Source organism: Synechococcus sp. CBW1004 (genome assembly GCF_015840715.1).
In the GTDB taxonomy this organism is placed as follows: Bacteria; Cyanobacteriota; Cyanobacteriia; order PCC-6307; family Cyanobiaceae; genus Cyanobium.
Window position 1 is genome coordinate 1,007,417 of the sequence record NZ_CP060397.1, and the last position, 25,364, is coordinate 1,032,780.

General features: G+C 66.0%; 21 protein-coding genes. 8 read left to right on the forward strand and 13 right to left on the reverse strand.

Features of this window, described 5'->3' with window-relative positions:
* Positions 1-177: 177 nt before the first annotated feature.
* The 7 genes from H8F25_RS04920 to H8F25_RS04955 all read left to right on the forward strand — a co-directional run bounded on the left by H8F25_RS04920 (position 178) and on the right by H8F25_RS04955 (position 8,671).
* Positions 178-615 carry a Fur family transcriptional regulator gene (locus H8F25_RS04920; RefSeq protein ID WP_197212255.1) on the forward strand — a complete coding sequence of 146 codons (438 nt, stop codon included), beginning with the start codon at positions 178-180 and terminating at the stop codon, positions 613-615.
* Between the two features lie 249 nt (positions 616-864).
* Positions 865-2,286 carry an NAD(P)/FAD-dependent oxidoreductase gene (locus H8F25_RS04925; protein ID WP_197212256.1) on the forward strand — a complete coding sequence of 474 codons (1,422 nt, stop codon included), beginning with the start codon at positions 865-867 and terminating at the stop codon, positions 2,284-2,286.
* A gap of 103 nt (positions 2,287-2,389) precedes the next feature.
* Positions 2,390-3,259: a transglutaminase family protein gene (locus H8F25_RS04930; protein ID WP_231597120.1), complete on the forward strand. Its 870-nt coding sequence runs from the start codon at positions 2,390-2,392 to the stop codon at positions 3,257-3,259.
* Between the two features lie 53 nt (positions 3,260-3,312).
* Positions 3,313-4,029, forward strand: coding sequence for a superoxide dismutase (locus H8F25_RS04935; RefSeq protein ID WP_197212258.1), 717 nt, complete (start codon positions 3,313-3,315; stop codon positions 4,027-4,029).
* A 207-nt stretch (positions 4,030-4,236) separates the two neighbouring features.
* Positions 4,237-5,622 (forward strand): META domain-containing protein, encoded by a 1,386-nt coding sequence (locus H8F25_RS04940; protein WP_231597121.1) that lies wholly within the window; start codon positions 4,237-4,239, stop codon positions 5,620-5,622.
* A gap of 383 nt (positions 5,623-6,005) precedes the next feature.
* Positions 6,006-7,133, forward strand: a complete 1,128-nt coding sequence (locus H8F25_RS04950) for an ABC transporter substrate-binding protein (RefSeq protein WP_197212261.1) — start codon at positions 6,006-6,008, stop codon at positions 7,131-7,133.
* Positions 7,133-8,671: a sensor domain-containing diguanylate cyclase gene (locus H8F25_RS04955; RefSeq protein ID WP_197212262.1), complete on the forward strand. Its 1,539-nt coding sequence runs from the start codon at positions 7,133-7,135 to the stop codon at positions 8,669-8,671. Before H8F25_RS04950 ends, H8F25_RS04955 begins: the two co-directional genes overlap by 1 nt.
* Before the next feature lie 74 nt (positions 8,672-8,745).
* Here H8F25_RS04955 and H8F25_RS04960 read toward each other — a convergent pair whose 3' ends face one another.
* The 5 genes from H8F25_RS04960 to H8F25_RS04985 all read right to left on the reverse strand — a co-directional run bounded on the left by H8F25_RS04960 (position 8,746) and on the right by H8F25_RS04985 (position 13,476).
* Entirely contained in the window at positions 8,746-9,930 is a 1,185-nt protein-coding gene (locus H8F25_RS04960) for a bifunctional diguanylate cyclase/phosphodiesterase (RefSeq protein ID WP_197212263.1), read from the reverse strand.
* A 6-nt stretch (positions 9,931-9,936) separates the two neighbouring features.
* Entirely contained in the window at positions 9,937-10,911 is a 975-nt protein-coding gene (locus H8F25_RS04965) for a PAS domain-containing protein (RefSeq protein ID WP_197212264.1), read from the reverse strand.
* Between the two features lie 93 nt (positions 10,912-11,004).
* Positions 11,005-12,177: a J domain-containing protein gene (locus H8F25_RS18100; RefSeq protein ID WP_370525817.1), complete on the reverse strand. Its 1,173-nt coding sequence runs from the start codon at positions 12,175-12,177 to the stop codon at positions 11,005-11,007.
* Positions 12,178-12,221: 44 nt separating this feature from the next.
* Positions 12,222-13,088, reverse strand: a complete 867-nt coding sequence (locus H8F25_RS04980; RefSeq protein ID WP_231597123.1) for a shikimate dehydrogenase — start codon at positions 13,086-13,088, stop codon at positions 12,222-12,224.
* A gap of 121 nt (positions 13,089-13,209) precedes the next feature.
* Positions 13,210-13,476: a CDGSH iron-sulfur domain-containing protein gene (locus H8F25_RS04985; RefSeq protein WP_197212265.1), complete on the reverse strand. Its 267-nt coding sequence runs from the start codon at positions 13,474-13,476 to the stop codon at positions 13,210-13,212.
* Between the two features lie 215 nt (positions 13,477-13,691).
* On the opposite strand from H8F25_RS04985, the gene H8F25_RS04990 reads away from it, so the two are divergent.
* Positions 13,692-14,165: a hypothetical protein gene (locus H8F25_RS04990; RefSeq protein ID WP_197212266.1), complete on the forward strand. Its 474-nt coding sequence runs from the start codon at positions 13,692-13,694 to the stop codon at positions 14,163-14,165.
* A 35-nt stretch (positions 14,166-14,200) separates the two neighbouring features.
* Here H8F25_RS04990 and H8F25_RS04995 read toward each other — a convergent pair whose 3' ends face one another.
* From H8F25_RS04995 to dnaG, 8 genes are all read right to left on the reverse strand, one after another.
* Positions 14,201-15,199, reverse strand: coding sequence for a sensor domain-containing diguanylate cyclase (locus H8F25_RS04995; RefSeq protein WP_197212267.1), 999 nt, complete (start codon positions 15,197-15,199; stop codon positions 14,201-14,203).
* Positions 15,200-15,681: 482 nt separating this feature from the next.
* Entirely contained in the window at positions 15,682-17,232 is a 1,551-nt protein-coding gene (locus H8F25_RS05000; protein WP_197210801.1) for an IS5 family transposase, read from the reverse strand.
* Between the two features lie 579 nt (positions 17,233-17,811).
* Positions 17,812-18,357, reverse strand: coding sequence for an NAD(P)-dependent oxidoreductase (locus tag H8F25_RS05005; RefSeq protein WP_231597125.1), 546 nt, complete (start codon positions 18,355-18,357; stop codon positions 17,812-17,814).
* Positions 18,358-18,558: 201 nt separating this feature from the next.
* Entirely contained in the window at positions 18,559-19,500 is a 942-nt protein-coding gene (locus H8F25_RS05010; protein WP_231597126.1) for an IS5 family transposase, read from the reverse strand.
* 174 nt (positions 19,501-19,674) lie between these two features.
* A complete protein-coding gene (locus tag H8F25_RS05015; protein ID WP_231597127.1) occupies positions 19,675-20,328 on the reverse strand; it encodes an IS5 family transposase in 654 nt (217 codons plus the stop codon).
* A 73-nt stretch (positions 20,329-20,401) separates the two neighbouring features.
* The gene (locus H8F25_RS05020) at positions 20,402-21,913 is read right to left on the reverse strand and encodes an IS66 family transposase (RefSeq protein WP_197210264.1); all 1,512 of its coding nucleotides are present in this window, start codon (positions 21,911-21,913) and stop codon (positions 20,402-20,404) included.
* Positions 21,914-21,947: 34 nt separating this feature from the next.
* Positions 21,948-22,379 carry a transposase gene (locus H8F25_RS05025; protein WP_370525818.1) on the reverse strand — a complete coding sequence of 144 codons (432 nt, stop codon included), beginning with the start codon at positions 22,377-22,379 and terminating at the stop codon, positions 21,948-21,950.
* An 818-nt stretch (positions 22,380-23,197) separates the two neighbouring features.
* Entirely contained in the window at positions 23,198-25,291 is a 2,094-nt protein-coding gene (gene dnaG, locus H8F25_RS05030; protein ID WP_370525819.1) for a DNA primase, read from the reverse strand.
* Positions 25,292-25,364: the final 73 nt, after the last annotated feature.

Below are 25,364 nucleotides of genomic sequence, written 5' to 3' on the forward strand. Positions count from 1 at the left end.
TGGATGGCCGTCGCGATGTCACGCACCTGGATCCACAGCCCATCGACGGATCCATGGGCACGGGCTCGGGGCGCCACCGGTGCCGGCGCTCGTCCACCTGCCGACCGCCACAGCCGAGGGCTCCCTTCGGTGAAAATGGTTTCCGTTCCAGCAGGTTGCGGAGCCGGCGCCCCTCCGATGGCTCATCCCACACCCCCCCTGGATCCGGAGACGCTCAACCTGGGGCCCAGGCAGCTGTCCCTGCTGCAGGTGCTGCGTCAGGCCGAGGCGGAACTGAGCGGTCAGGAGCTGCATCAACGGCTCCGGGAGGAGAAGGCGCGCTCCGGACTGGCCACCGTCTACCGGAACCTGCGGCAGCTGCAGTGTGCGGGGCTGGTGCGCTGCCGCAAGCTGCCCAACGGGGAGAGCGTCTACGCCCCCGTCGACCGCGATGACCATCACCTCACCTGCGTGAGCTGCGGCCACAGCGAACCGTTGCCGATCTGTCCGGTGGGGAGAAATGGCCTTGGGCTGAATGCGGTGCAGCTCCACGGCTTCAAGCCCCTGTTCCATACGTTCGAGGTGCATGGTCTCTGCCCCTCCTGTCAGCAGCACGCGCCATCGGGTCACGACTGAACGGGGGGGGGGGGGGCCGACGCCGCACCTCGGAGCCTCACCCCCGGCGGCCCGCTGCCGCTCCTCTGCGCTCCGGCTGGGTGGGCCGGGGCAATCTCCCCCCATCTGCAGCGATCGTCGGATCCGTTACTCCGGAGGCCGGCGGGCCCTCCATAGGTTGACGTCATCCGGCTTCGGCGAGGCCACCCGCGGCCCTCGCCTGATGCCACCACGCCCGGGCCCCGCTGCCCGCGGCAGGAGCCCCGTCCGATGGAACGCTTCTTCCTGGAGCTCGATCCGCCCGAGGAGGCGATGCGCCGCTGGCCCCATGTGGTGGTGGTGGGCGGAGGCTTCGCCGGCCTCAGGATCTGCCATGGCCTGGCCGGCCAGCCGGTGCGGGTGACGCTGATCGACAAGCGAAACTTCAACCTGTTCCAGCCCCTCCTCTATCAGGTGGCCTCGGGTCTGGTCTCCGAAGCGGACGTCGCCTCGCCGCTGCGCCAGATGGTGGGCAACGCCCCCAACATCCAGATCCTGCTGGGTGAGGTGGTCGACATCGACCCCGAGGCGAGGGAGGTGGTGCTCAACGGGCACCATCTGGCCTACGACCAGCTGATCCTGGCCACCGGCTCAGGCAGCACCTATTTCGGCCGCGAGGAATGGCGCTCCCTGGCGCCGCCGATGAAGATCCTCGAGCACGCCGATGAGATCCGGCGCCGGCTGCTGATGGCCCTTGAGGAGGCGGAGCAGACCCGTGACCCGGAACGGCGCGCCTTCCTCCAGAGCGTCGTGGTGGTGGGGGCGGGACCGGCGGGCTGCGAGCTGGCCGGTTCTCTCATCGAGCTGATGCACAGGGCCGTGCAGCGCGATTTCAAACAGCTGCGGTCCGAGGACTGCCGCGTGATCCTGGTGGATCTGGTCGATCGGGTTCTGCCGACGATGGCCCCCCAGCTCTCCGCCGCCGCCGCGGACCATCTCCAGTCAGCCGGGGTGGAGCTGCGGCTGGGCCTCCGGGTGAAGGAGATCGCACCCGGGCGCGTGAGCCTCGACGGAGCCGGGGAGACCCGGGACATCGAAGCAGCCACCATCTGCTGGACGGCCGGAGTCCGGGCCTCCCGCCTGGGCCTGAGGCTGAGCGAGCTGATCGGCTGCCCGGTCGACCGCGGCGGCCGACTGATGGTGGAGCCGGATTTCTCGCTCCCCGGTCATCCCGAGATCCGGGCGGTCGGAGATCTCTGCTGTTACAACCACACCGCTTCAGGGACACCGCTGCCCGGCATGGCGGGTCCGGCCGTGCAGGCGGGGGGCTGGATCGCCCGCGACATCCTCGCCCGCCTGCGCGGGGAGACCACGCCGCCCTTCCGCTGGCTCGATCTGGGCAGCATGGCCGTGATCGGCCCCTGGTATGCGGTGGCGGACCTGCGCGGCCTGCATGTCACCGGCCTGGCGGGCTGGCTGTTGTGGGCCCTGGCCCATCTCGCCTTCATTCCGGACACCGAGAACCGCATCGCCCTGTTCAGCAAATGGATGTGGCAGATCGCAACCCGCCAGCGCACGGCGCTGCTGATCACCGGCCGGCCGGATCAGCATCTCGGTGTCGATGTGGGGTTGTTCCGCGCAACCCGGAGTGGACTCGCCGAGCGGCCTGGCCACCTCTCCCCGGAACGAACCGGATCACCCAGCCCGACCTGAACGCTCCTCTCGATCAGCGCTTCCTGTCCTGAGCACTGCGGATCCGGCGCCGGCTCGATCCGGCGGACAGCATCAGGGCAGTCGTTGTTCCTGGCCTCACCCCGTGCACCTGAGCATCGGCTGCCGGATCGAGCTGCGCTGCGAGGCGGCCACGCCGTTGCTGGCACTGGTGCATGTCCACGGCAGCCTGGCCACCGATCTCATCGCCCCAGAGCAGCTGCTGCTCCAGCCTGATCGCACCGTTGAGGTGCTCGCCGATCAGAGCGGCAACCGCTGGTGCCGCTTCGTCGCAGCCGCCGGCACCACCAGCCTCCACTACGCCACGACCATCGAGGCTCCGGATCACAGCGATCCGGTGCTGCCCGGCGTGCGCCAGTGCCCGATCGAGGCCCTGCCGATCGACACCTACCGCTTCCTCAACGCCAGCCCCTACTGCGACACCGCCGCCCTGATGGAGCTGGCCTGGAGCACCTTCGCGGGGATTCCAGCGGGCTGGTCGCTGGTGCAGGCCATCTGTGACTGGGTGCATGGCCAGATCCGCTTCGAGTACGGCGCTTCCGAACTCCACCAGAGCGCCAGTCAGACTGCTGATGCCGGTGTCGGCGTCTGCCGCGACTTCGCCCACCTGGCGATCACCCTCTGCCGCTGCCTCAACATCCCCGCCCGCTACTGCACCGGCTATCTCGGCTACACCGGCATTCCCATCGGCCTGGCCCCCGTCGACTTCTCCGCCTGGTTCGAGGCCTTCCTCGGTGATCGCTGGTACGTCTTCGATGCCCGTCACAACATCCCCCGCTGCGGCCGGGTGCTGATCGCCCGCGGGCGCGACGCGGCCGATGTGCCCTTCCTGCGCTCCTTCGGGGCCCATGAGCTCACCGGGTTCGAGGTGATCACCGAGGCGCTCAGCAGCGACGCCCCCAGGCCCCTCAGCGGAGACGAGCCCGCAGAGCGCAGCGAGAGCCCCGTGCTCTGAGGCGGTTGCGGACCAGAGTGGGATTTCCCCTCACGCCGGCCGGCATCACTCCCATGCGCCCTCGCTTCCTGATCCGGCCGCTGCTGGCCTGCCTGACAGCGCTGCTTCTGCTGCTGGGAACGGCGGCCCCGGTGTGGGCTGAATTCACGCTGCCGCCGCTGCCCTATGCCCCGGATGCCCTCGAGCCGGCGATCGACGCCACCACGATGACGCTCCACCACGACCGTCACCACGCCGCCTACGTGGCCAATCTCAACGCCCAGATCAAGGCCGAACCGTCCCTCAGGACCCTGAAGCTGGATGCGCTGCAGGGCCAGATCTCGCGCTTCCCGGTGGCGGTGCGCAACAACGGCGGCGGCCACTGGAACCACAGCCAGTTCTGGGCCGTGATGGCGCCGCCGGGACAGGGAGGCGCGCCCTCCGAAGCGCTGCTGGCGGCGATCAGCACCGACTTCGGGTCGCTGGAGGCCCTGCAGCAGGCCTTCGATCAGGCCGCTGCCGGGCGCTTCGGCTCGGGCTGGGCCTGGCTGATCCGCAGACCCGATGGAAGCCTGGCGATCACCAGCACCGCCAATCAGGACAACCCGCTGATGGATCTGCCCGGGATCGAACGGGGCACGCCGCTGCTGGGCCTCGATGTCTGGGAACACGCCTACTACCTCAGGTATCAGAACCGCCGGCCCGACTACATCCAGGCCTGGTGGTCCCTGGTGAACTGGGACGAGGTGAACCGCCGCTTCGAGGCCGCCGGCAGCGGGCCTGCGGCATGAGTGGCCATCCTGCGGTGAGCGGCGTTCCGCGCCCCAGGGTGCTCGGCCGGGGTGGCAGCTGGCAGGCCCGGCTTGGCAGGCTGCCCTGACAGACCCGTGCAGCAGACCGTGACATCGCCAGCCGCCAGAGACCAGGTCCGTGGAGCAGCCCTGAACGGGAACCGGGCCCTGGTCACACTGCTGAGCGCCGCCTCCCTGCTTCCCGCCTTGCTGCTCCAGGCCCCGGCCCTGGCCGGCAGCCTGACGGGCACGGCCACCTACAGGGAGCGCATCGCCCTGCCGCGGGATGCCGTCTTTGAGGCGGTGCTGATCGATGCCGCCCTCGCCGACGCGCCCGCGCGGGAGCTGGGCCGCGTGCGGCTGCAGCCGGCCGGGCAGCCCCCCTTCCGCTTCTCGATCCCCTACCGCGACAGCGATGTGACCCCCGGCGGGCGTTACACCGTGCGGGCGACGGTGCGCCAGGGCGATCGCCTGCTGTTCACCACCGACACCTTCACACCGGTGCTCACCGGTGGGCCCAGCCAGCCGCTCGATCTGGTCATGGTTCCGGTGGGCAGCCGCCGGCCGCCGGCGCCAAGGTCTCCGTTGGGGCACCTGCCCGCCAGCTGGCGCGGAGATCTACCGGCGGCCAGCGGCACGACGCGCTGGCAGGTCGATCTGGCCCCCTCCGGCAGCTTCCAGCTGCGCCAGACCTTCCTGGATCGGCCAGCACCCAACCAATTCGATGACATCGGCCGCTGGCTCCTGGAGCCGGGCGGCCAACGCCTGGTGCTGCAGGGCGGGCGCGAGGCGCCGCTGTTCTTCCAGCCCGTCGGCGGCGGTGCCCAGCTGCGCAAGCTCAACCTGCAGGGCCAGCCGATCCAGTCACGCCATCACGACCTGCTGCAGCGGTTGCCCGCCGCCGAGCCGATCGAGCCGCGGCTGCACCTGCTCGGGATGTTCAGCTACCAGGCCGATGCCGCCCGCATCCGCCTCTGCGCCACCGGCGCCAGCCTGCCGGTGGCGATGGAGGGCGACTACCGCCGCCTGGAGCAGGCCTATCTCAAGGCTCTGCCCGCCGGCGGCGCGGGCCGGCCGCTGCTGGTGAACCTGGAGGGGCTGATCGCCAATCGCCCCTCGGCTGAGCCGGGACGCGCTCCCGAGCGCAGCCTCGTGGTGGAGCGCTTCGTGGGCGTGCATCCCGGCAAGGGCTGCCCGCAGGCGCCACCAACGGCCCCCACTCGTGCACCGCTTGCCAGGCCAGAGCTGCGCGGCACCCTCTGGCGGCTCCAGGCCCTGCAGGATGGCAACACCCCCACCCTGCGCAAGCCCCCGGGCAAGGCGGCCGAACTCCAGTTGGCGGCGAACAGCGAGCGCGTCAGCGGCAGCGGCGGCTGCAACCGCCTGATGGGCGGCTTCCAGCTGGATGGCGAGCAGGTGCGCTTCTCCAGGCTGGCCAGCACCCAGATGGCCTGCGAACCAGCGGCGATGGCCTTCGAGAGGCGCTTTGTCGATGCCCTCGCGCAGGTCCGCCGCTTCAGCATCGACAAGCAGAACCTGTTGCTGCAGAACGCGCAGGGCCGCAAGCTGCTGCTCTTCCGCGCCATGCCCTGATCCCACCCGGAAGGCAGCCCGGCGGCTGCTCACAGCCGCCGGGGGCAGGATGGACCCATGAGGTGCGTGTCTCCGGTGGAGTTGCCGGAACTGCAGCTCACCCACCTGCACGAACGGAACCGGATCGTCCATCGGATCAACAGAGCGCCTGCTCACTGGCGGGAAGCCACCATCCGCTTCATTGTGACGGGCGAATGCCAGCCGCCCACCCCAATGAGCACGGCAGCACGGCAGGCCGAAATCGCATAAAGTCCTTGGGTGGGCATCGCGTCCTTGAGCACGCTTCGATCACGGCTGATTGGCCGACTTCGTTCACCGATCTTTTCATCCACACCCCGTCATCGGCCAATCCAGAGGCCTGATCCTGCCCGAAGCGATTGCCGATGCCACCCCAACCACCCCGCGTCCCCAAAGCCGCCCGCAGGTTGCTTGCCGGGCTGGCGGTCTTCGTGCTGGCAGGGCTGCTGGGCTACCGGTGGTGGCAACAGCAGGCGCCGATCCCGGTCGCCATCGGGATCGACCTGCCGCTGACGGCGGGCGGGGCCATCGATCCCAGCGACAAGAACACCGCCGATCTCTACCTGGAAGAACACCCCGACAGCCGGATCGAGATCCGAAATTTCTACAACAGCGCCGACCCCAGGCTGGGGCCCGCCGAATTACGCAAGGCGATGCAAGAGGGTATCCCCTTCTTCATCAACACCCAGGCCTCCAACAGCGCCATCAAGAGCCTGGACCTGTTCCGCTCACCACAGGCGCTGACGATCAATGTCTCGGCAACGAGCACCAAGCTGAGCAATCTGGATGATCACTTTCTGCGTATCATCCCCGACCTCAATGTCGAACAGAAGGCGGTCGCCGAACAGGTGAACAAGCTGCCTGGACGGCGACTGCTCATCCTGCAGGACAACAGCAATCTCGCCTATACCGATCCCGCTCTGCGCAGCTTCAGAAAGGCAATGGATCCTCGCTGGCAGGTTGAGACCAGGCAGATCAATTACGTGACCTATCAACCCCAGCAGCTCGCTGCTCTGCTGCACCAGCCGTTTGATGCCCTCTACCTGCTGGGAGGGGCCTTCCTGCCCTCCATCGGCAACATGGCCCAGCAGTTTCACCGCCATCAACCCCAGGCACCGATCGTGCTCACGCCCTGGGCCCGCTCGGCGATGATCGAGGACCACGCCGGCGACGCCGGCGCACGCATCCTTCAGATCAGCCCCTATCCCGATGCCCGCAGGGACCCGGTGCTGCGGAGCTACCTGGAACGCTTTCAGAAACGCTTCGGCTACGAGCCCTATGCGATGAGCATCGGCACGCGTCAGGCACTGGAGTTGCTCGAACAGGCTTTCCGCAGGGGATACCGCACACCCGCCGACGTGAAGCGCTATCTGTTGTCGCAGTCCTCCCACCGCACCAGCCTGGGCACGATCCGCTTCAACCGCACCGGTGACAGCGAAGGGGGATTGCAGGCCTACTGGCTGAGCCCGGCGACGCCTTCCGTGTCTCCCTGATGGTCGTCAGGACGCCATCCACAGCGAAGCTGCCCACCTTCTGGCAGCGGAACCTGGCCCAGGAGGTGGCCGTGCTGGCACTGCTGCTGTTGCTGTTCGCCATCTCCAGCGCGGCGGCGATGGTGCAGCTGCGCAAGCGCTACATCGCCATCGCTGCGGCCGAGGCCGAGAAGGTGGAACTGAGGCTGAGCGAACAACTGCAGAAGGCCCGTCAGCAGCTGCGTCTGTTCGCCCAGCTCGGCCAGGGCGAAAGCCGTCGGGCACTGGCGGACCTGATGGGCGATTTCTCCGATCTCTATCAGCTCAATCGGGATCTGCAGGTGACGGAGGTGATCCGCCAACGGCCCACCAGTCAGGTGTTTCCTCTGTTCTCCATCAGTCGCGGCCCGCTGGCCACCTATCTGCGTCAGCCTGCCGCAGCCGGTGACTTCTCCCCGCTGCTGCGCGGCATCGAGGACGGCCGGCCCAGCATCTACATCACCGTCCCACAGGACGATGGCCTGCTGCTGGGTCGCGTCGATCTGGAATCGCTGCAGAGCTTTCTGCGGCAGTTCAGCAACACCGCCGGCACCCCGGTGCTGCTGGTGGCCCGCGATGGTTCGGTGCTGCTCTCCAGCCATGACACCCTGCGCATCCCGGCCTTCGATCGCGATCCTGGCCTGAATCAGCAGGTGATCAGCCCTGCCATGCAGATCGGAACCCAGACATGGATTCCGATCATCACGCCGGCCCGCTCCGTCGGCGCTGCGATCGTCACCCTGCTCCCCACCCAGCCGCTGGCGGAGGAGCAGCGGCAGATCCTGCTGTTGCTCCTGGTGGCCTGCACGGGCAGCAGTCTGCTGATCGCCCTCAAGAACCTGCGCATGCGCCGGCTGCTCATCCGGCCGATCTCCTCCCTGGCGGAGCGGATGCACGCGCTGAAAAGCCCGGCGCCTCCCGTGCAGCCACCGGCAGCCGCACCGGCCTTCGCCGAGCTGGCGGCACTGGAATCAGCCTTCGAGGCGATGGCGCAAGCGATCCGGGAACGGGAGGAGGGTCTGAAGCGACGCGCCAACCGCGATGAACTCACCGGACTGCTGAACCGCCGCGGACTGCTCGAGCGGCTCGAGACACTGCTCAGCGCCGCACGGCGGCGCCACGACGACGAGCTGGGGCTGCTGTTTCTCGATCTCGATCTGTTCAAGCAGATCAACGACAACCTCGGCCATGCCGCTGGTGACACCGTGCTTCGCACCGTCGCCGAACGGCTCAGGGAGCGCCTGCGGGAAGGCGATCTGGCCGGACGCATGGGGGGCGATGAGTTCGTGGTGGTGCTCCGGGGCCTGGCGGACCTCGCGGCGGCGATCGCCGTCGCCGGCACCATCCTCGAGGCGATCGAACAGCCGATTCACGGCAGCGATTTCGAGATCACCATCTCCGCCAGCCTGGGGGTGACGCTGGCGCGGCCGCAGGAAGCCCTGGACGACGTGATGGCCCGCGCCGACACCGCGATGTACCAGGCCAAGCAGGACGGCACCCGCATCGTGCCGATCCACTGAACCCTCGGCGCCGGGCCGGGCCCGCAGGGTTGATCGCCCCCGATGGTCCGACTGCCGCGATCGGTGGCGGAAGCTCAGCGAGCAGTGGCCCTGAGTCGCTCCTCGAAGGCTTCGGCGGCCATCGGAAAGCCGAACAGATACCCCTGGAACAGATCACAGCCGAGCTCCTGCAGGATCCGCCACTGCTCCTCGGTTTCCACGCCTTCGGCCAACGCCTGCAGTCCCAGTTCCTGGGCCAGCAGAATCGTGCTCTTGACGATCGTGTGATCGGTCTCGTTGGCCTGCAGCCGTTGAATGAAGCTGAGATCGATCTTGATCTTGTCCACCGGCAGCAGGTGGAGGCTCACCAGGGAGGCATAGCCGGTGCCGAAGTCATCGATGGCCAGCTGGAAGCCCGCCCGGTGCAGGGCCATGGTCTCCTCGCGACTGGTCTCCGGGTCGTGGATCAACGCGGTTTCGGTGATCTCCAGCTCGAAGGCCTCCGGTTCGAGACCGTGACGGCGCACCGTGGCGATCAGGGTGCGGGCCAGCTCGCCATCCGGAAGGCACAACTGCGTCGCGGAGAGATTGATCGCCAGTTTCGGCACCTGCAGACCCCGCTGCCGCCAGGCCACCAGCTGCCGGCAGCTCTCCTCGATCACCCAGGCGCCGATGGCATGGATCTGACCGGAGCGTTCCGCCAGCGGGATGAACACGCTCGGGGGGATCGGGCTGCCGTGGTGGTCGTGCCAGCGCAGCAGCACCTCCGCACCGATCAGCTCACCCTGGCGATCCACCTGCGGCTGGAACACAAGCCGGAAGGCCTGCTGGCTCACCGCCTGCTCCAGCTCCGCCTCAAGAGCCAGTCGCTGGCGGATGCGCAGGCTGATGGCATCGCTGTAGAGACAGATCCCTCCCTTGCAGCGCCGCTTGGATTCCATCAGGGCGGTGTTGGCCGCCTGCAGCAGCGCCTGGGGCTCCATCCCGTGGCTGGGCAGATGGCACACCCCGATGGAGACGCTCGGCAACAGGGGCAGGTGCTGGAACTCCGCGGCCGCCTGGGCCAGCAGCAGTTGCAGACGCCGCGCCTGGGCTTCGAGCTGGGAGAGATCGCCTCTCTCCAGGATCAGAAACTCATCGCTCTCCAGGCGGGCAAGAAACGCTTCAGGTGAGAGATCACGGCGCAGAATCCGGCTCACCGCCACCAGCAGACGGTCACCGGCCTTCGGTCCGAAGCTGTCATTGAAGGCCTGGAACTGGTCGAGATCCAGGTTGAACACCCCGAGTCACGCAGCTGAGGTCGGCGCCTCCAGCCCCTGCTGTGGGCCCTCCTGCAGAACCTCCTGCAGATACCGCAGAGCCGCCTGGCGGTTGGGCAGCTTGGTGAGCGGATCGATGTAGGCCGCCCGCTCCAGCTTCCGCTCGTACTCGATCAGCTGCGTGATGTCCTGCACCGTGCCGATCGAACGCAGCGGCGCACCGCTTGCATCGAAGCTGGTGGTGCCGCGCTCCTGCACCACCTTCTCGCGGCCGTCAGCCAGAAGCAGCCGATGCTTCACCTGATACGGCTGACGCGTCTGCAGAGACATGTGGTAGGCCCGATCCACCATCTCCCGGTCCTCCGGATGCACCGCGGCCAGGAAGCGCTCATAGCTGGGGATGAACGCGCCGGGGGTGGCTTCGAAGATCCGGAAGGTCCCCGCCGACCAGACGAGCTCACCGGTCGCGTGGATCAACTCCCAGCTCCCCACCCGGGTGAGCTGCTCGGCGTCGAGCAGCAGCTCATGCAGCCGTTCGGCCCGGCGCAGCGACTGCAGCAGTTCGGAGCGATCGCGATGCACCGCCAGCACCAGCCGGCGGCCGCGGTGGTGAAGCACCCGGTACTCCACCAGCACCTCGATCGCCCGGCCATCCCGTCTGCGATGGCGGGTGTGGAACGATCCGCTCGGCTGACGCCTCATCTGCTCGAGATGGGCCGCGATCCAGGTCTCGTCATGCTCCGGATCCGCCTGCAGACCGACCGGACCAAGCGCCAGATACTCCTCGCGGCTGTAGCCCAGCCGCTGATGGGCCGCGAGGCTGCAATCCAGAAAGGTGCGTCCCTGATCGAGATCGCTCAGGGCAAAGGCCTCCTGGTTGAGGCTCAGGGCTTCGCGCAGGAGGCGCAACTGCTCGTGGTCGCTGAGGCGATCGCCGGGCAGGGTCTCATCGGCCGCCACTTCACCCCGATCAGGAGCAGGCCCACAAAACAGATCGAACAAGACGGCGCCGGCCTCGAGGCAACCCGTCCAACCTAGGAAGGCTGGTGGAAACACGATCCAGGCCTGAGGGAGGCGCCGAGTCCTGGCCGGGGCTCATCGCAGCAGGCGGTAGGCGGCATCGAGCCGCCGGAAGGCTTCGGCATCGCCGCCGAGGTCGGGGTGGTGGGCCTTGGCCAGGCGCCGGTAGGCGCGTTTGATCGCCGCCGCCGTCGCGCCGGCTTCCAGACCGAGCAGGGCCAGGGCCTCGGCACGCGGATCCGCTGAGGCGGCACGGCGGCTGCCTGGAGGATGGGTCCCGGTGCGCTGCTGGCCCTGGTGATGGCCACCACCGTCGTGCGGTGCCCGCTGACCATCGCCGGGCTGCGCCCGTTGACCGGCCCCATGGGGCGGCCGCTGACCGTCACCCTGCTGGCGGGCACCCTGCTGACGTGTGCCCTGCTGGCGGGCGCCGCCGCCGCTGCTGCCACCGGCCCGGCGCCCGGTCGCGTCACTCTGATGCGAACCAGCTCCTTCGGAGCGGCGATCGCCGGATTGCCCCCGAGGCTCCGGCCCCTCGCCACCGCTGGCGGTGCGCGTTCCCCCCTGCCGCGCTCCGGTGCCGGCCCTCTGCTCCAGCTGCTGCACCCGCCGCAACAGCTCGTCCACCACCCGCAGCGGCTCCTCGCTCAACCATTCCGGGGCTCTTGGGCCGTAGAGAGCAAAGGCCGCCCGCACCGCCCAGCGGCCGCGGCTGTGGGGGCCGCGCAAGGCCTCGAACAGTTCATGGCCCAGGCCGGGACAGCGGCGGTCCAGCTCCTGCTCGAGGCTGAGAGCGGGGTTCCACCAGTGGCGCCGCAGCTCCTCCTCCAGACCCCGCAGACCCCCGGGCGGCCCGATGCGCAGCGCCTGCCAGCGGGGATGGCGGGCCAGGGAGCGCCCCCAGCGTTCCACCAGGTCGGGACTGAGGCCATGGGAGGAACCGACGGTGACGCGGCTGCGCGGCGGCTCCGACGACGACCAGGACGGCCGCGAGGCCCGCGAGCGGGCCGAGGACGACCAGGCCCCGCCGGCCTCAGCCGAGGCGGCAGGGTCCTCCCGGGGCGGAGCCCCCATCGGCTCCCAGGGGCCGGATGGATCCGGTGCCCCCTGCAGAAAGGCCTCCAGCTGCAGACGCAGGGAGCGCACCTCCCGGCGCAGCGCCTCGTTCTCCGCCAGCAGCGCCTCGACGTTGGTGGTCAGCGGCCGGGAACCGGAGGAGGGTCGCCAGCGGCGAGGATCGAAGCCCATCGGGGCCGCAGCAGCCGCACCGCGGCCATTGTGCCGGAGTCCCCTCAGGCCGCCCCGCGGCCGGGTTCGCCCAGGGCCTCGGCCACCGCCCGCTGAAACACCCCCTCCTCCGGGGTGACACCGGTCCACTGCTCGAAGATCTGCATCGCCAGCTGCACCAGCATCTCCACCCCGTCGACGATCGGGCAGCCCCGCTCGCGGGCCGTCGCCAGGAAGGGTGTGATCCGCGGATTGGTGATCACATCCACCACCACACAGCCGGGATCGACCGTGTTCCACAGCATGGGCACCGGCTCCAGCTCGGGGGCGCAGCCCAGGTGGGTGGCGTTCATCAGCAGGGTGGTGCCCGCCGGAACCGCCACCTCCCCCTGCCAGGGGAGCCATTCCGCCGGCACTCCGGAGGCGCGCGTCACGGTCTCGGCCACCTCGCGGCCCTGTTCCTCGCGGCGGGTGATCAGAGTGAGATGGGACGCCCCGGCCCAGGCGAGCTCCACCGCCATGGCCCGGCCGGCGCCGCCGGCCCCGAGCATCACCACCCGCTGGCCCTGGAGCGGTGCCACCTTCGCGATCGCCTTCACCACCCCCTTGCCGTCGTTGTTGTGGCCGATCAGGCGGCCGTCCTCGATCGTCATGTAGTTGGCGGCGCCGATCGCACGCACGTCGTCATCGACGGCATCGAGCAGCGGGATCACGGCCACTTTCCAGGGCACCGTGATCGCCATGCCCTTGTATCCCAGCGGCCGCAGCGCCTGCACCGCCAGGGCCAGGTCCTGCTCACTGGCGATGTCGTTCTTCCAGAACTGCCAGGGCAGGCCGTGGTGGGCGTAGACCGCATCGAACATCCGGTCGATCGGGTTCTCGGCGACCGGATGGCCGAGCATGCCGGTCATCTGCTTCTGTGGAGGAATCAAGGGAGTCGGGCGGCTTGCCCCAGGCTGGCGGGAGGGACCGCCCCTGCCATCCCCGCAACCACGATCCATTGACGATCCGGTGTGGTTCGTCAGGCAGGCCCTGCGGGGTCGCGCGCCTTGGTCAGTCCCAGGGCCACCACCAGCGGCGCTGCTTCGGCCTGGCGTGGTGGCCGTCGCAGAGCGGATAGGCGCGGGAGCGGCCGCAGCCGCAGAGCAGCACCGTGGTGGCCTGCTGCAGGCGCAGCTCATGGGAGACGCGACCCGTGCCCAGATGGGCGCCATCGCAGAACCAGCCGTGGCGGCTGCGCCCACAACTGCACAGGTGGTGCACCCCCGCCGGCAGGTCCAGCCGCACCGGGCCGGCGTTCTGAGCGGGTGTGACCGCCATTCCAGGGGGCTCGGCAGACCCTTGCCTTGCCGGATCCGCTGCCATTGATCCGCTCCGCGGCCAGGAGTTCCAGTCTGGGATCCAGGCGACCGCCCGGCGAGCCGCCACTGCGGCAGAGATCGCCAGACCCGCGACGGGCCCCATCGATGGCCGCACCGCCCGCACCGCCCGCATCGCCCGCATCGCTGGCACGCTGCTGAGGCAGCGGGAACGGCATGGCGGCACGGAACACCGTGGAGGTCTGGCGGCGGCCGAGCTGGCGCCGGTGCGGCAGACAGCAGGAGCATGATGCGACCGCTCAGCGGGCCGATCGGCCGACCAGGGCCCCCGGCCCGGACGAGGGCCACAGCACGACACGGCGGCGGCGCTGCTGCGGGCTGACGGCCACGGCGGCCCTGACCCTGCTGCAGGCCAGCCTGAACCAGGCCGCCTGGGCGGCTCCCTGGAAGGACTGCTCCTTCAACGACCGTCCGATCCCCTGCCGCGACAGCCACATCGCGGACGGCAGCGTCCGCATCGTCTGGCAGGACGGCCCGGCGATGACCTACCGCCTCATCCGAGCGGGATTCCCCGTCGTGATTCTGCGCGATTCGCTCGGCGGCACCTGGGAGCGAAAAATCCTCCCCCAGGGCAACGCCGTGTTCGTCAATCGCGCCAACGGCAACCGGATCGTGGTGCCACTGCGCTGAGCCCATGGTGCTGGGCAGCACCATGATCCGGACGCTCAGGGATTGGCGAACAGGCTGGCGATCTGGTTGCGGCCGTTGGCCTTGGCCAGGGCCAGGGCCTGATCGGCGCGACGCAGCAGGTCCTCGATGTCCCGGTCTCCCGAGGCGAGGCTGGTGAGGCCGCCACTGATGTGCAGCTGAAAGTCGGAGTGGCTGTGAGCGCCGGGCAGGGCGGTGACGGCCTGGCGCAGCGCCTCGGCCAGCTCCAGCGCGCCATGGCCCTCCAGGCCCACCAGCAGCAGGGCGAACTCGCCATCGCCGAGGCGGGCGACATAGTCCTGCTCGCGCATCACCCCCCGCAGCAGAGCCACCACACCCTGCAGCAGCTGGTCGCCGGCGTGGTGGCCCCAGCGGTTGTTCACCGACCGCAGGTTGTCGATGTCGACGCAGAGCAGCGACAGGGGCAGCTGCTCGCGGCGGGCACGGCTGATCTCGTGGCCACCGATGGTGAGGAAGGTGCGGCGGGTGGGAAGGCCGGTGACCGGACAGAGGCGGGCCTGGCGGCGCAGCTCGATCTCATGCATCACCATCTCGGCCAGGAGGGCCAGCTGGCGCTCCTGCTGTGCCGTGATCTGCCGCGGCTTGCGATCGATCACGCAGAGGGTGCCGAGATTGTGACCCTCGGGGCTGTGAAGCGGCGCACCCGCGTAGAAGCGGATGTGGGGAGCGGCGGTGACGAGCGGATTGCTGCGGAAGCGGGGATCGGCAGTGGCATCCGGAACCACCATCACGCCATCGGTGGCGATGGCATGGGCACAGAAGGCCTGATCGCGGGGCGTTTCACTCGCCTCCAGTCCGAGATTGCAGAGAAACCACTGGCGGTCCTGCTCCACCAGCGAGATCGCCGTGATCGGCACCGCGAAGATCAGGCTGGCCAGCTCAACGATGCGCTCGAAATGCTCATCGCTGGGGCTGTCGATGACGCCGTAGCGCTCCAGCTCCCGCAGACGCTGCAGCTCGTCGGCGGGGATCGGATAGCGCAGGGAGGAGTCCATGGCGTATCACCTGGAGATTCCAATCCTAGGGAGGGGGTCCGGCAGCGGAGAGGCCGGGCTGTGCGGGAACCCCCAGGCAGGCGCGGCAAGGCAGTGCCGTCTCCCTCCCACCGGTGGCCGCCACCGTTGCTGGGCAAGGCGGTCCGTGGGAACAGCCCCGGGACTGCTCCACAGTGGCGGCTGCGGGTGGGCCCCCCGCCACCCTGCTCCGGGGTTGGGCAGAACGGGGCCGGGCCAGGGGGAGTCCGCTCGTCCTCCGCGGGCTCGATGCGTCAAGCCATTCCGCAGTCCTGATGGAGGAGAGGCGGTCCGCGTCCCAAGGCCATGAACCTCGGCCGCCTCAAGAACCTGCAGCCCACCGAGCCGTAGCACCGCTACCTGGGGACTCCTGAAAAAGATTCTCGGCCCATCGGCGCCGAATTCGTCCGTTTGCTTCGCGTTAATCAGGCCGGCAAGCGCCGTGACATCAAGTGGGCCAGATCTCAAAAGTCTGGCTTGCAGATGACCGCAGGAGCTCTGATCGCTGACCAGGCCATAAGAAAGCTGTAGATCCACCCAAAAAGAAGGGCAAAAAAGAGGCGCAGCAGCCTCAAGACCTTTTCCGCGCACATCACGACAAAGGCCATCGAGATGGAGGATTCGGCACCAGCTGGTAGACGAACCATGATCAGATCCAGGGAATACTTGCGCTTTCCATATCCAAAGACGCCTTCCACTTCATTGCGTCGAGCTTGATCAGATCGGAGCTGCTGCTTGTGTGCAGTGGTGACATCAGGATCCTTGGGCGGGCGGCCCAATCGCTTGCCGGAGAGGCGAATACCGTTCCTCATGCAGAAATGCCTATTCTTGGCCGTGATATAAATCCGGTCGGCGCAGATGCGCTCTGGGTAAGATCCTGTATCCAGCTTGTATTTTTCCGCCTGAGCGATCAGGTCTTCTCCTTCGTTGTAGGGGTTCCAGCTGATGCGGTGCAAGAACGGAAAGCCGTTTTGAACCGAAACACTGATTTTGGCACCAAACTCCACCGCAGCACGTGCTTTGCCTCGCACCATTGGGCGGATATGGGTCTGCACAAGATTCACCAGGCGGTCTGGAATGCTGTTGGTCTGAGAGGCGAGCAGAAGGCCCTGCTGCCGCTCCAACTCGCTGCAGGCCAACAACTTCTGCCACCAATGCCTCTTGAGCTCAGAAAGCGTTGCCCCACAGCCGATCAGAGCATCAATGGCTTTGAGATTCTGCCGCACATATCCAAGCTGATGTTTAATGGCAGCCTTCACTTTTCGGCGGCGTGGCCGTTTTTGCTTCGCCACTCTCAGGAAATGAGCACGAGCAAGGCCACGGTCGTAGCGAGGTCGATGTCTCCTGAATCCCGATGACTGACTGCACAGATCATCAATGACTCGCTCGGTCGTTGTGCGAGCCTCGCTGAGGAGCCTGAGGTCTCTGGGATAGGTAATGTCGGCAGGAGTGCAACTAGCATCAATCGTGAGAGTGCCCCAATTCTTTCCTTCTGGCCAGTCAGCAGGCTTGATCAACGCATCAAGTTCCAGCTGAGCGCCTCCTCCTCTGGAATCAGGATCATCATGGTCGTCATCGTCTGCTACCTGAGCAAGTGCTTCCAGAAGGATCTCTTTGCCGCGCTGCACCACCAGCTCATTGATACGGCGCAGATCCTCGTCAGAAAAGCGTTTGCGAAAATGCACCATCATCGAGGCATCAAACGGTGCCTTGGCTGTGTAACCCGCAAAGCCGAGAAAGAACTGCATATAGGCGTTCTCTCTGATCTGATGGACAGTCTCTTCGTCGGTTAACCCCAACTTCTGTTTGATGTAGAGAGCACCAAAGGCCATCCGCACTGATTTGGCTGGAGCGCCAATTGTGGCGTTGAATTGAGGGGCATAGGCTTGTTCCAGCTCATCCCATGGCATCAGCCCCTCCAGTTGAACCCAGCGATTCTCGGGATCAAGTGTGCCGCCAAATGGCAGGTGGAACTCCTTGATTGAGATCTGACCGTTATTGTGCCTCCGGTACATCTGGAGTGATCAGGAGTAAAGGCAATCACGGATTGCCTGGTTCACGGCCATTTTAGCGGCTTCTCATGCTTGAGACCAGCCGCGGCGCAATGGATCTGGATTTTTCAGGAGTCCCTACCTGTGGGCCAGACCTGGCGACATGATCCACGTCGACACAAAGGACTGGTACGGGTTACGAGAAAGCCCATGTCGCCAGCGACGACGCCATCCACCTGGCCTGGGTGGAGGTGCTGGCGGACGAGAAGCAAGCCACCACCGCCGGGTTCCTTCTGCGTGCTGTGGCCTTGTTCAACAGCCCGGGAATCACCTGGCCCGTTCACCCACATTTTACCGTCAGAAACTGGCCAGATCCATTGCATTGCAGTGTATCTGCCCTTATTCAGGAAGCACCAATTACTCGCGACAACCAGACCCAGGGGATTGGTGTGTCTGAATACCTTGATTCAGCCTCAGAACCAGCCCAGAGTGGCTGAAAAGGAGACCAAAACCCTCAGAAAGTGGTCTCAAAGGCAATTCACGGCCAAAGGTACTCTTTCCAGCTGGCTGCTGCCGCTCAAACTCTCTTTGTCCAGAGATTCCCTAGCAACTATTGAAAAGACGACATGCCTTTCGCCATTCGATTGTCTCCTGCAAACCATTAGAGAATGCAACACAGGGCCTCCATCCGAGCAACTTCGCAGCCAAGCTGTTATCGGCAACGCGGTTCAAAGGGCCCGTAGGCTGGTGCGGTAATAACTTGATCACTGGATCATGCCCAAAGTATCCAAGGGTTTCCCTCGCAACATCAATAACCCTAATGCGTTCCATCGTACCTAGGTTAATTGCATGTGCATCGCTAATGCGTTCAGCCGCCAAAAGAGTACCTGACACAATGTCGTCCACATGGGTCCAGTTTCGCACCTGCTCACCATTCCCCCAAACAATAAATGGATCTTCTCGACGAAGCGCTCTGCCAATCATTGCCATAATGGCATGACTCTCTCCACATCGCGGACCATAGACGGTAAAATAACGACAAGCCACCGATCTCATGCCATACTTTTTGTAGTAGGCAGCCAGCGTCATTTCACCTATCAGCTTAGCCCAGCCGTAAAGATTATCCGCTTGGAAAGGAGAGCCGACCATTGATTCATTTAAGGAAGCTCTGATCAAGACCGGGAATTGAGCGCAAGCGTGTCTCATTCTCGTCAATGAGACACAAGTGGGGTATTTTGTCCTTGGCTACTCGCCAGGTGCTCCAATCCAGGGCCTGACTGGCTTATTTCTCGTGAGTTCCCCGATCATTTTTGGCTGCTCACCCTCAAGATGGCACACTTATTCTGTCATTTACGCTGTAGAAGGACAACGTTCGCGCACCATCCAGAGATTGGCGAGGGCAAACAGCATCGTCAGCTTGAGGTTGTTCTTGCGGATGCCTCGGTAGAAGACCTTCCGAAATCCAAACTGGCACTTGATGATCCGAAATGGATGCTCCACCTTTGCCCTGACATGTGCTTTCGCCGCCTCCATCAGATCCAGCAGTCTTCCCTCTGGGGTGTCCGGTAGAACTCGGCGCTGTCCGGGCTTCATGGCGATGCGCATCTCTGCTTCGCAGTCCTTGAACGCCTCACGCTTTTCGATGCCGATGTGGCCAGAGTCGCCGTAGATCACGCGTTCCTCGCCATGGACGCGATCGGGTGCCGTGTTCAGCTCATGGACGTTGGCAGCCGTGCTCACCACGGAATGGACCAGACCCGAGGCTGCATCCACACCGATGTGGCACCGCATCCCAAAGAACCACTGGTTGCCTTTGGCCACCGAGTGCATTTCAGGATCCCGCTCGCCCGTCTTGTTCTTGGTTGAACTGGGAGCGTTGATGATTGTGGCATCGAGGATCGTACCCTCCTTAAGCATCACGCCCTTCTCCCGCAGGCTCTGGTTCACCGTCTCCAGGATCTGCTCTGCTATCCGATTCTCTTCCAGGAGGTGGCGGAAGTTCAGGATCGTCGTCTCGTCAGGGATCCGGTCCTCAACCATGTCGATCCCAGCAAAGCGGCGGAAGCAGGGGGTATCGATCAGCATCTCCTCCATCAAGGGATCGGAAAGCGTGAACCACTGCTGCAGCAGGTGGATGCGCAGCATCACCTCCAGCGGAAACGGTGGGCGCCCGCCCTTGGCAGAAGGCCTGTGGTACACAGGCGAAATCAAGGCCAGGAAAGGATCCCAGGGCACTGTGGCTTCCATCTCATCGAGGAAGCGCTGCCGGCGCGTTTTGGAAGCTCTGATCAAGACCGGGAATTGAGCGCAAGCGTGTCTCATTCTCGCCAATGAGACACAAGTGGGGTATTTTGTCCTTGGCTACTCGCCAGGTACTCCAATCCAGGGCCTGACTGGCTTATTTCTCGTGAGTTCCCCGATCATTTTTGGCTGCTCACCCTCAAGATGGCACACTTATTCTGTCATTTACGCTGTAGAAGGACAACGTTCGCGCACCATCCAGAGATTGGCGAGGGCAAACAGCATCGTCAGCTTGAGGTTGTTCTTGCGGATGCCTCGGTAGAAGACCTTCCGAAATCCAAACTGGCACTTGATGATCCGAAATGGATGCTCCACCTTTGCCCTGACATGTGCTTTCGCCGCCTCCATCAGATCCAGCAGTCTTCCCTCTGGGGTGTCCGGTAGAACTCGGCGCTGTCCGGGCTTCATGGCGATGCGCATCTCTGCTTCGCAGTCCTTGAACGCCTCACGCTTTTCGATGCCGATGTGGCCAGAGTCGCCGTAGATCACGCGTTCCTCGCCATGGACGCGATCGGGTGCCGTGTTCAGCTCATGGACGTTGGCAGCCGTGCTCACCACGGAATGGACCAGACCCGAGGCTGCATCCACACCGATGTGGCACCGCATCCCAAAGAACCACTGGTTGCCTTTGGCCACCGAGTGCATTTCAGGATCCCGCTCGCCCGTCTTGTTCTTGGTTGAACTGGGAGCGTTGATGATTGTGGCATCGAGGATCGTACCCTCCTTAAGCATCACGCCCTTCTCCCGCAGGCTCTGGTTCACCGTCTCCAGGATCTGCTCTGCTATCCGATTCTCGTAAGCGTTCAGGGGTCGGGACACCCCAGTGCGTCAGTCAATCTCCGATCTCTCCTCTGAGAGGGGCCATCTGTTCCTTCCACGTGTGATCGCTGCCTCAGCGATCCGGCACCAGCGATGGCATCACGCCGCCGAGGCGATGGGCAATCCAGGCCTGCTCCAGGAATTGCCAGACATCGCGGCCCTGCTGCCGCAGGGTGGCGGTGACGGTGAGCAACCGGCTGCGGCAGATGGCGCCGCCGGAGGACTGGACGCCATGGCTGATCTTGCGGTGAATCACCGATTGCCGCAGTGCCCGCTCGGCAGCGTTGTTGGTGGGCTCGATCCCTGGCGTTTGCAGAAAAGTCCAGAGCGCCTGCTTGCGCTGCAGCAACTGGCGACAGGTTCGCACCGTCTGGGCCCAGGGCGTTTGCTCGCCCCGCTCACAGCCCAGATCCACCACCCGCTGCAGCGTGGCCTCGAACGCCAAGCGGAGGGGGTGGCATCGATGCAGGAGCTGGGGCCGGTCGATCGCTCCGCTCTTCCACTGGTGCCAGTGAGCGAACAGATGCTGCTGCAGAGCCAGCATCTGGGCTCCGATCTCCCTGCTGGCGCCCTGGCGTTCAGCGATGGCCGCCAGATCCCGGATCAGGTGGGCCCAGCACAGCTGCCGCTGCTCCACGGGCAGGTGGTTGTAGGCCGAGAAGCGATCACTCACCACGATCCCTGCAAAGGTATGGCCCAGAAGCTCCATTGCCGCTGCACTTGAGCGGCTCAGGCCCTGCAGGAACACCGTAACCAGTGGTGTGACCATGACCCACTGCCAGCCGCGCCTGCCAGCAGGATTACAACCGTCGGCGTTGCCGGTGGGGGCGCCGGTTTCATCCACGTAGGCCACCGGCTGCTGCCGGGCCACCTCCAGGGCTTCCTCCACCGCCTGCTGCAGGGCTGCGCTCAGACGTGCCCGGATGGTGGCGATAGCGCCGCGGCTGATTTCCACACCCAGCAGCTGATCCAGCAGCGCCTGGGTTCGGCCGAAACTCAGGGGAAAGGCGCTGCCCAGCAGTCCCACCAGGCCGCTCAGGCGTGGGCCGTAGCGGCTGGGCTCCACATCCGCCGGCAGCTCGGCGCAGGTGCTGGTGGAGCAGCAGGGGCAGACCAGACGGTGCAGACGGTGTTCGATCACCACCGGGCTGATCGGTGGAATCTCGATCACCTGATGGCGCAGCGGCTCCGCATCCTCCCCCTGTAGCAGGGTGCCGCAGCGGCGGCAGGCGTCCGGGTGGTGCTCGAGCACCTCATCCACACGCGCGATCGGCAGCAGCTCCGGCCCTGCTCCCGGGTGCCCCTGCTGACCACCCCGCTTGCGACCAGTGCCTTTGCAGCGGGTGGGCGGCTTAAAACCCGTGCCGTCACTGGAGGGCGGCTTGGAGGAGTTGCGGGAGTTGCGGCCGATCCGCTCGCGCAGGCTGGCCAGTTCCGTCGCCAGGTCGGTGAGCTGCGCTCGGAGCTGGTCGTTCTCCTGCTGTTGTCTCTGGAGCTGTGCAAGAACCTCAAGGAAGCCAGCCCTCACGCCCACCGGAGTGGAAGCCCAGTCCGCTTCTGAAATCCCGGCCGGAGGGGTGGTCATCGCAGGAAGTCTCTGCCTGAGATGCAACCGGGATTCAAGCCGACGTCAAGGGTTCAGTCGTATCGATGTTCGCGATGAGCTGTCCCGCCCCCCTGAATGGGTACCGATTCTCTTCCAGGAGGTGGCGGAAGTTCAGGATCGTCGTCTCGTCAGGGATCCGGTCCTCAACCATGTCGATCCCAGCAAAGCGGCGGAAGCAGGGGGTATCGATCAGCATCTCCTCCATCAAGGGATCGGAAAGCGTGAACCACTGCTGCAGCAGGTGGATGCGCAGCATCACCTCCAGCGGAAACGGTGGGCGCCCGCCCTTGGCAGAAGGCCTGTGGTACACAGGCGAAATCAAGGCCAGGAAAGGATCCCAGGGCACTGTGGCTTCCATCTCATCGAGGAAGCGCTGCCGGCGCGTTTTCTTCTTGGCGTAGGTCTGCTCGTAGTCCGTGAAACCCAACTGGAGGGGGGCCGCCATCCGCTGCCAGTCTCATTATTGGAACTGTACTGATTCTATCGGGTTTTTCAGGGGTTCCTTTTCTTCTTGGCGTAGGTCTGCTCGTAGTCCGTGAAACCCAACTGGAGGGGGGCCGCCATCCGCTGCCAGTCTCATTATTGGAACTGTACTGATTCTATCGGGTTTTTAGGGGTTCCTTGATCCTGAGGAGTAGGCGAGAATCCTCAAGACGCTCTTGGCAACATATGATACCAATGCCGCACTGAGTTCTTGCCCGTCTCCGTCGTGATGCCGGGATTGGCGGTGGGTTTGATGCAGTTTTCGCATACCCCCCATCGGCTCCTGGTTCCTCAGCTTCTGCCCTGGGTTCTACCCGGAAGCCCACAGAGAAGCCACTTCCAGGTTCCCGCTAATCCTGGTGAAACGTTGAGAGCCCCTGCGGCACAAGGGTTCTTATCGTTTGCCCGGTCTGATGATGGTGCCCGTTCCATCCCCCAGCCTGATCCGGCCTGTGGATGTCAGGCGTACAGAGGTGACGGGCGCCGGCATCCGAATGAACGCGCCCAGTCAATCTGCGGCGGCAGGGTCACGGTGCCTTCAGGGAGGTGCCTCTCCCACGAGACGTCGATCAGCGACCGACTCTGAGATGACCTTGACTCAATGTCTGGCGACCTCCATGGTCTGATCGGCACGCTCCACCAGCACCTGATCGCCGGCCGTCTGCCATCACCGGGACCCTGCTCTCACGAAGGGATCAGCGCGGCAGGTCACGAAGAAACCGTGGGAGATCAGGCCAAGGACTGCCGTGGCAACCCAGGTGACACCACCGGCAGGGGGGCTCAGGCGGCCGGCTGCGCGACGATCTCCTCGTAGGCGGCGCAGCGCCGCTGGTCGAGATCGCTGAGGTAGCGACGCTCGCTGTAGTAGGCCTCCTGAAAGCGCAGCGCATCGCTGTTGAGCTCCCGGAACAGGGCCTCGATGCTCGCCTCGGCATCCAGCAGCGGAGCCTGCGACGGCGGATCGCCGGACGTGCCTCCGGCACGCCCCTCCTCCTGCTCCAGCAGGTGGGCGATGCAGTGCTCCAGGGTGCGCAGCCGCTGGCTGCTCCAGGCATCGAGCAGGTGGCGGCAGCGCTTCTCGGTGGCCAGCCGCGCCCGTACGGCCAGGGCGCCGCGCAGCAACAGCGCCGGCTGCTGCAGCGACAGGCGCTGCACCTCACTGGGCTGGAGCAGCGGTGTCAGGCGGGAACCCAGGGCATCGTCCTCCAGCAGCAGCCGATCGACCAGCAGGCGCGCCAGATCCAGATCCGCCAGGTCATCGCCGCTGTCCTCGCCCCGGCTGATCGCCTCCAGCCGACCGGCGCCGAGGTTGTCCTCCTCGAGTTCGGCGATCGCCGCCCACAGGCGGCGGTGGTGCTGCAACACGAAATCCTCCTGCTCCCACTGGCGCAACTGCTGGCGAATCACACCGCGCTGCACGGGGCAGTGCAGATACAGGCGCAGCACATCGGCCTCGGCGCGCTCCTGCACGCTGGTGGCGCCGGGCTGCTCCCAGCGGGCCGAACGCCCGTGCCAGCGCTGCCCCTGCACCTGCTGGCGCAGGTCATCCTCGAGGCTGCGGGCCAGCCGGGCCTGGCCACCCGAGAGGCGCTCGGAGACCTGCTGCAGATAGCGGCTGCGCACCGCCGACTGGGGAAGCTTGCCGAGCAGCGCCACCAGCGACGACACCGCCTGCTGAAACTGATCGGAGCGGGCCAGATCACGCCCGGCCAGCACCTGCTCGATCTGCCAGTCGAGCCACAGCGGCGCCTGGTCGAGCAACGAGCGGTAGTCGCCGGCGCCATGGACCTTGAGGAACTCGTCGGGATCCTTGCCGGCGGGCAGCTGCAGCACCCGCAGCTCCAGCTGCCCCTGCAGCGCCAGCTGTTCCACCGCGCCGATCGCCCGCTCGGCGGCGCGCACACCGGCGCCATCGCTGTCGAAGTTGAGGATCAGCCGCTTGCTGTCGCAGCAGCGGCAGAGCTGGGTGATCTGCTGGCTGCTCAGGGCCGTGCCCAGGGCCGCCACGGCGTTGGTGATGCCAGCGGCGTGCAGGGCGATCACATCGAAGTAGCCCTCCACCACCACGGCCCGGTCGGCGCGGCGGATCGGATCGGCGGCCCGGTCGAGGCCGAACAGATGCTTGCCCTTCTCGAACACCTCCGTCTCGGGGGAATTGAGGTATTTGGGCTCGGCGCCGTCGAGGCTGCGGCCGCCGAAGCCGATCACCCGACCCTGGCGGTCGCGGATCGGCACCATCACCCGATGGCGGAAGCGGTCGTAGAAGCCGTCGCCGCCGCGGCGGGGCACCACCAGCCCGGCGGCCTCGAGCAGCTCCGGCTCCATCCCCTCCACCTGCTGGAGATGGCGCAGCAACCCATCCCAGCGCTCCGGCGCGTAGCCGAGGGCGAAGGAGTCGATCGTGGCTTCGCTCAGCCCGCGGGACTGACGCAGGTAGGTGCGAGCGGCGGCTCCCTCCGGACTGCGCAGCTGGCTCTGGAACCAGCCGGCCGCCAGCGCCAGCACACGGTGCAGCGCCTCGCGGCGGGACAGCTGCTGCCGGAGACGCTCCTGCTGGGGGCCGTCGACCGTCTCGACCGGCAGCTGGTAGCGGCGGGCGAGCTCCAGCACCACATCGCTGAAACTGGAGCGCTGCAGCTCCATCAGGAACTTGATGGCGTTGCCGCCGGCCCCGCAGGAAAAGCAGTAGTAGAACTGCTTGGCCGGCGACACCGTCATCGACGGCTTGCTGTCGTCGTGGAAGGGACAGATGCCGACGAACTCCCGGCCCTTCTTCTTGAGCACCACGTGATCGCCGACCACATCGACGATGTCGGCGCGCTCTTTGACAGCCTCGATCGTGCGCGGGTGGATGCGGGGAAGGGTCAGGGCCATGGAGCGGGCACAGGCCCCACCGGTGGTGGCATGAATGGCACCATTCTGCCCCCTGCCACCACCCCTGTGGCCC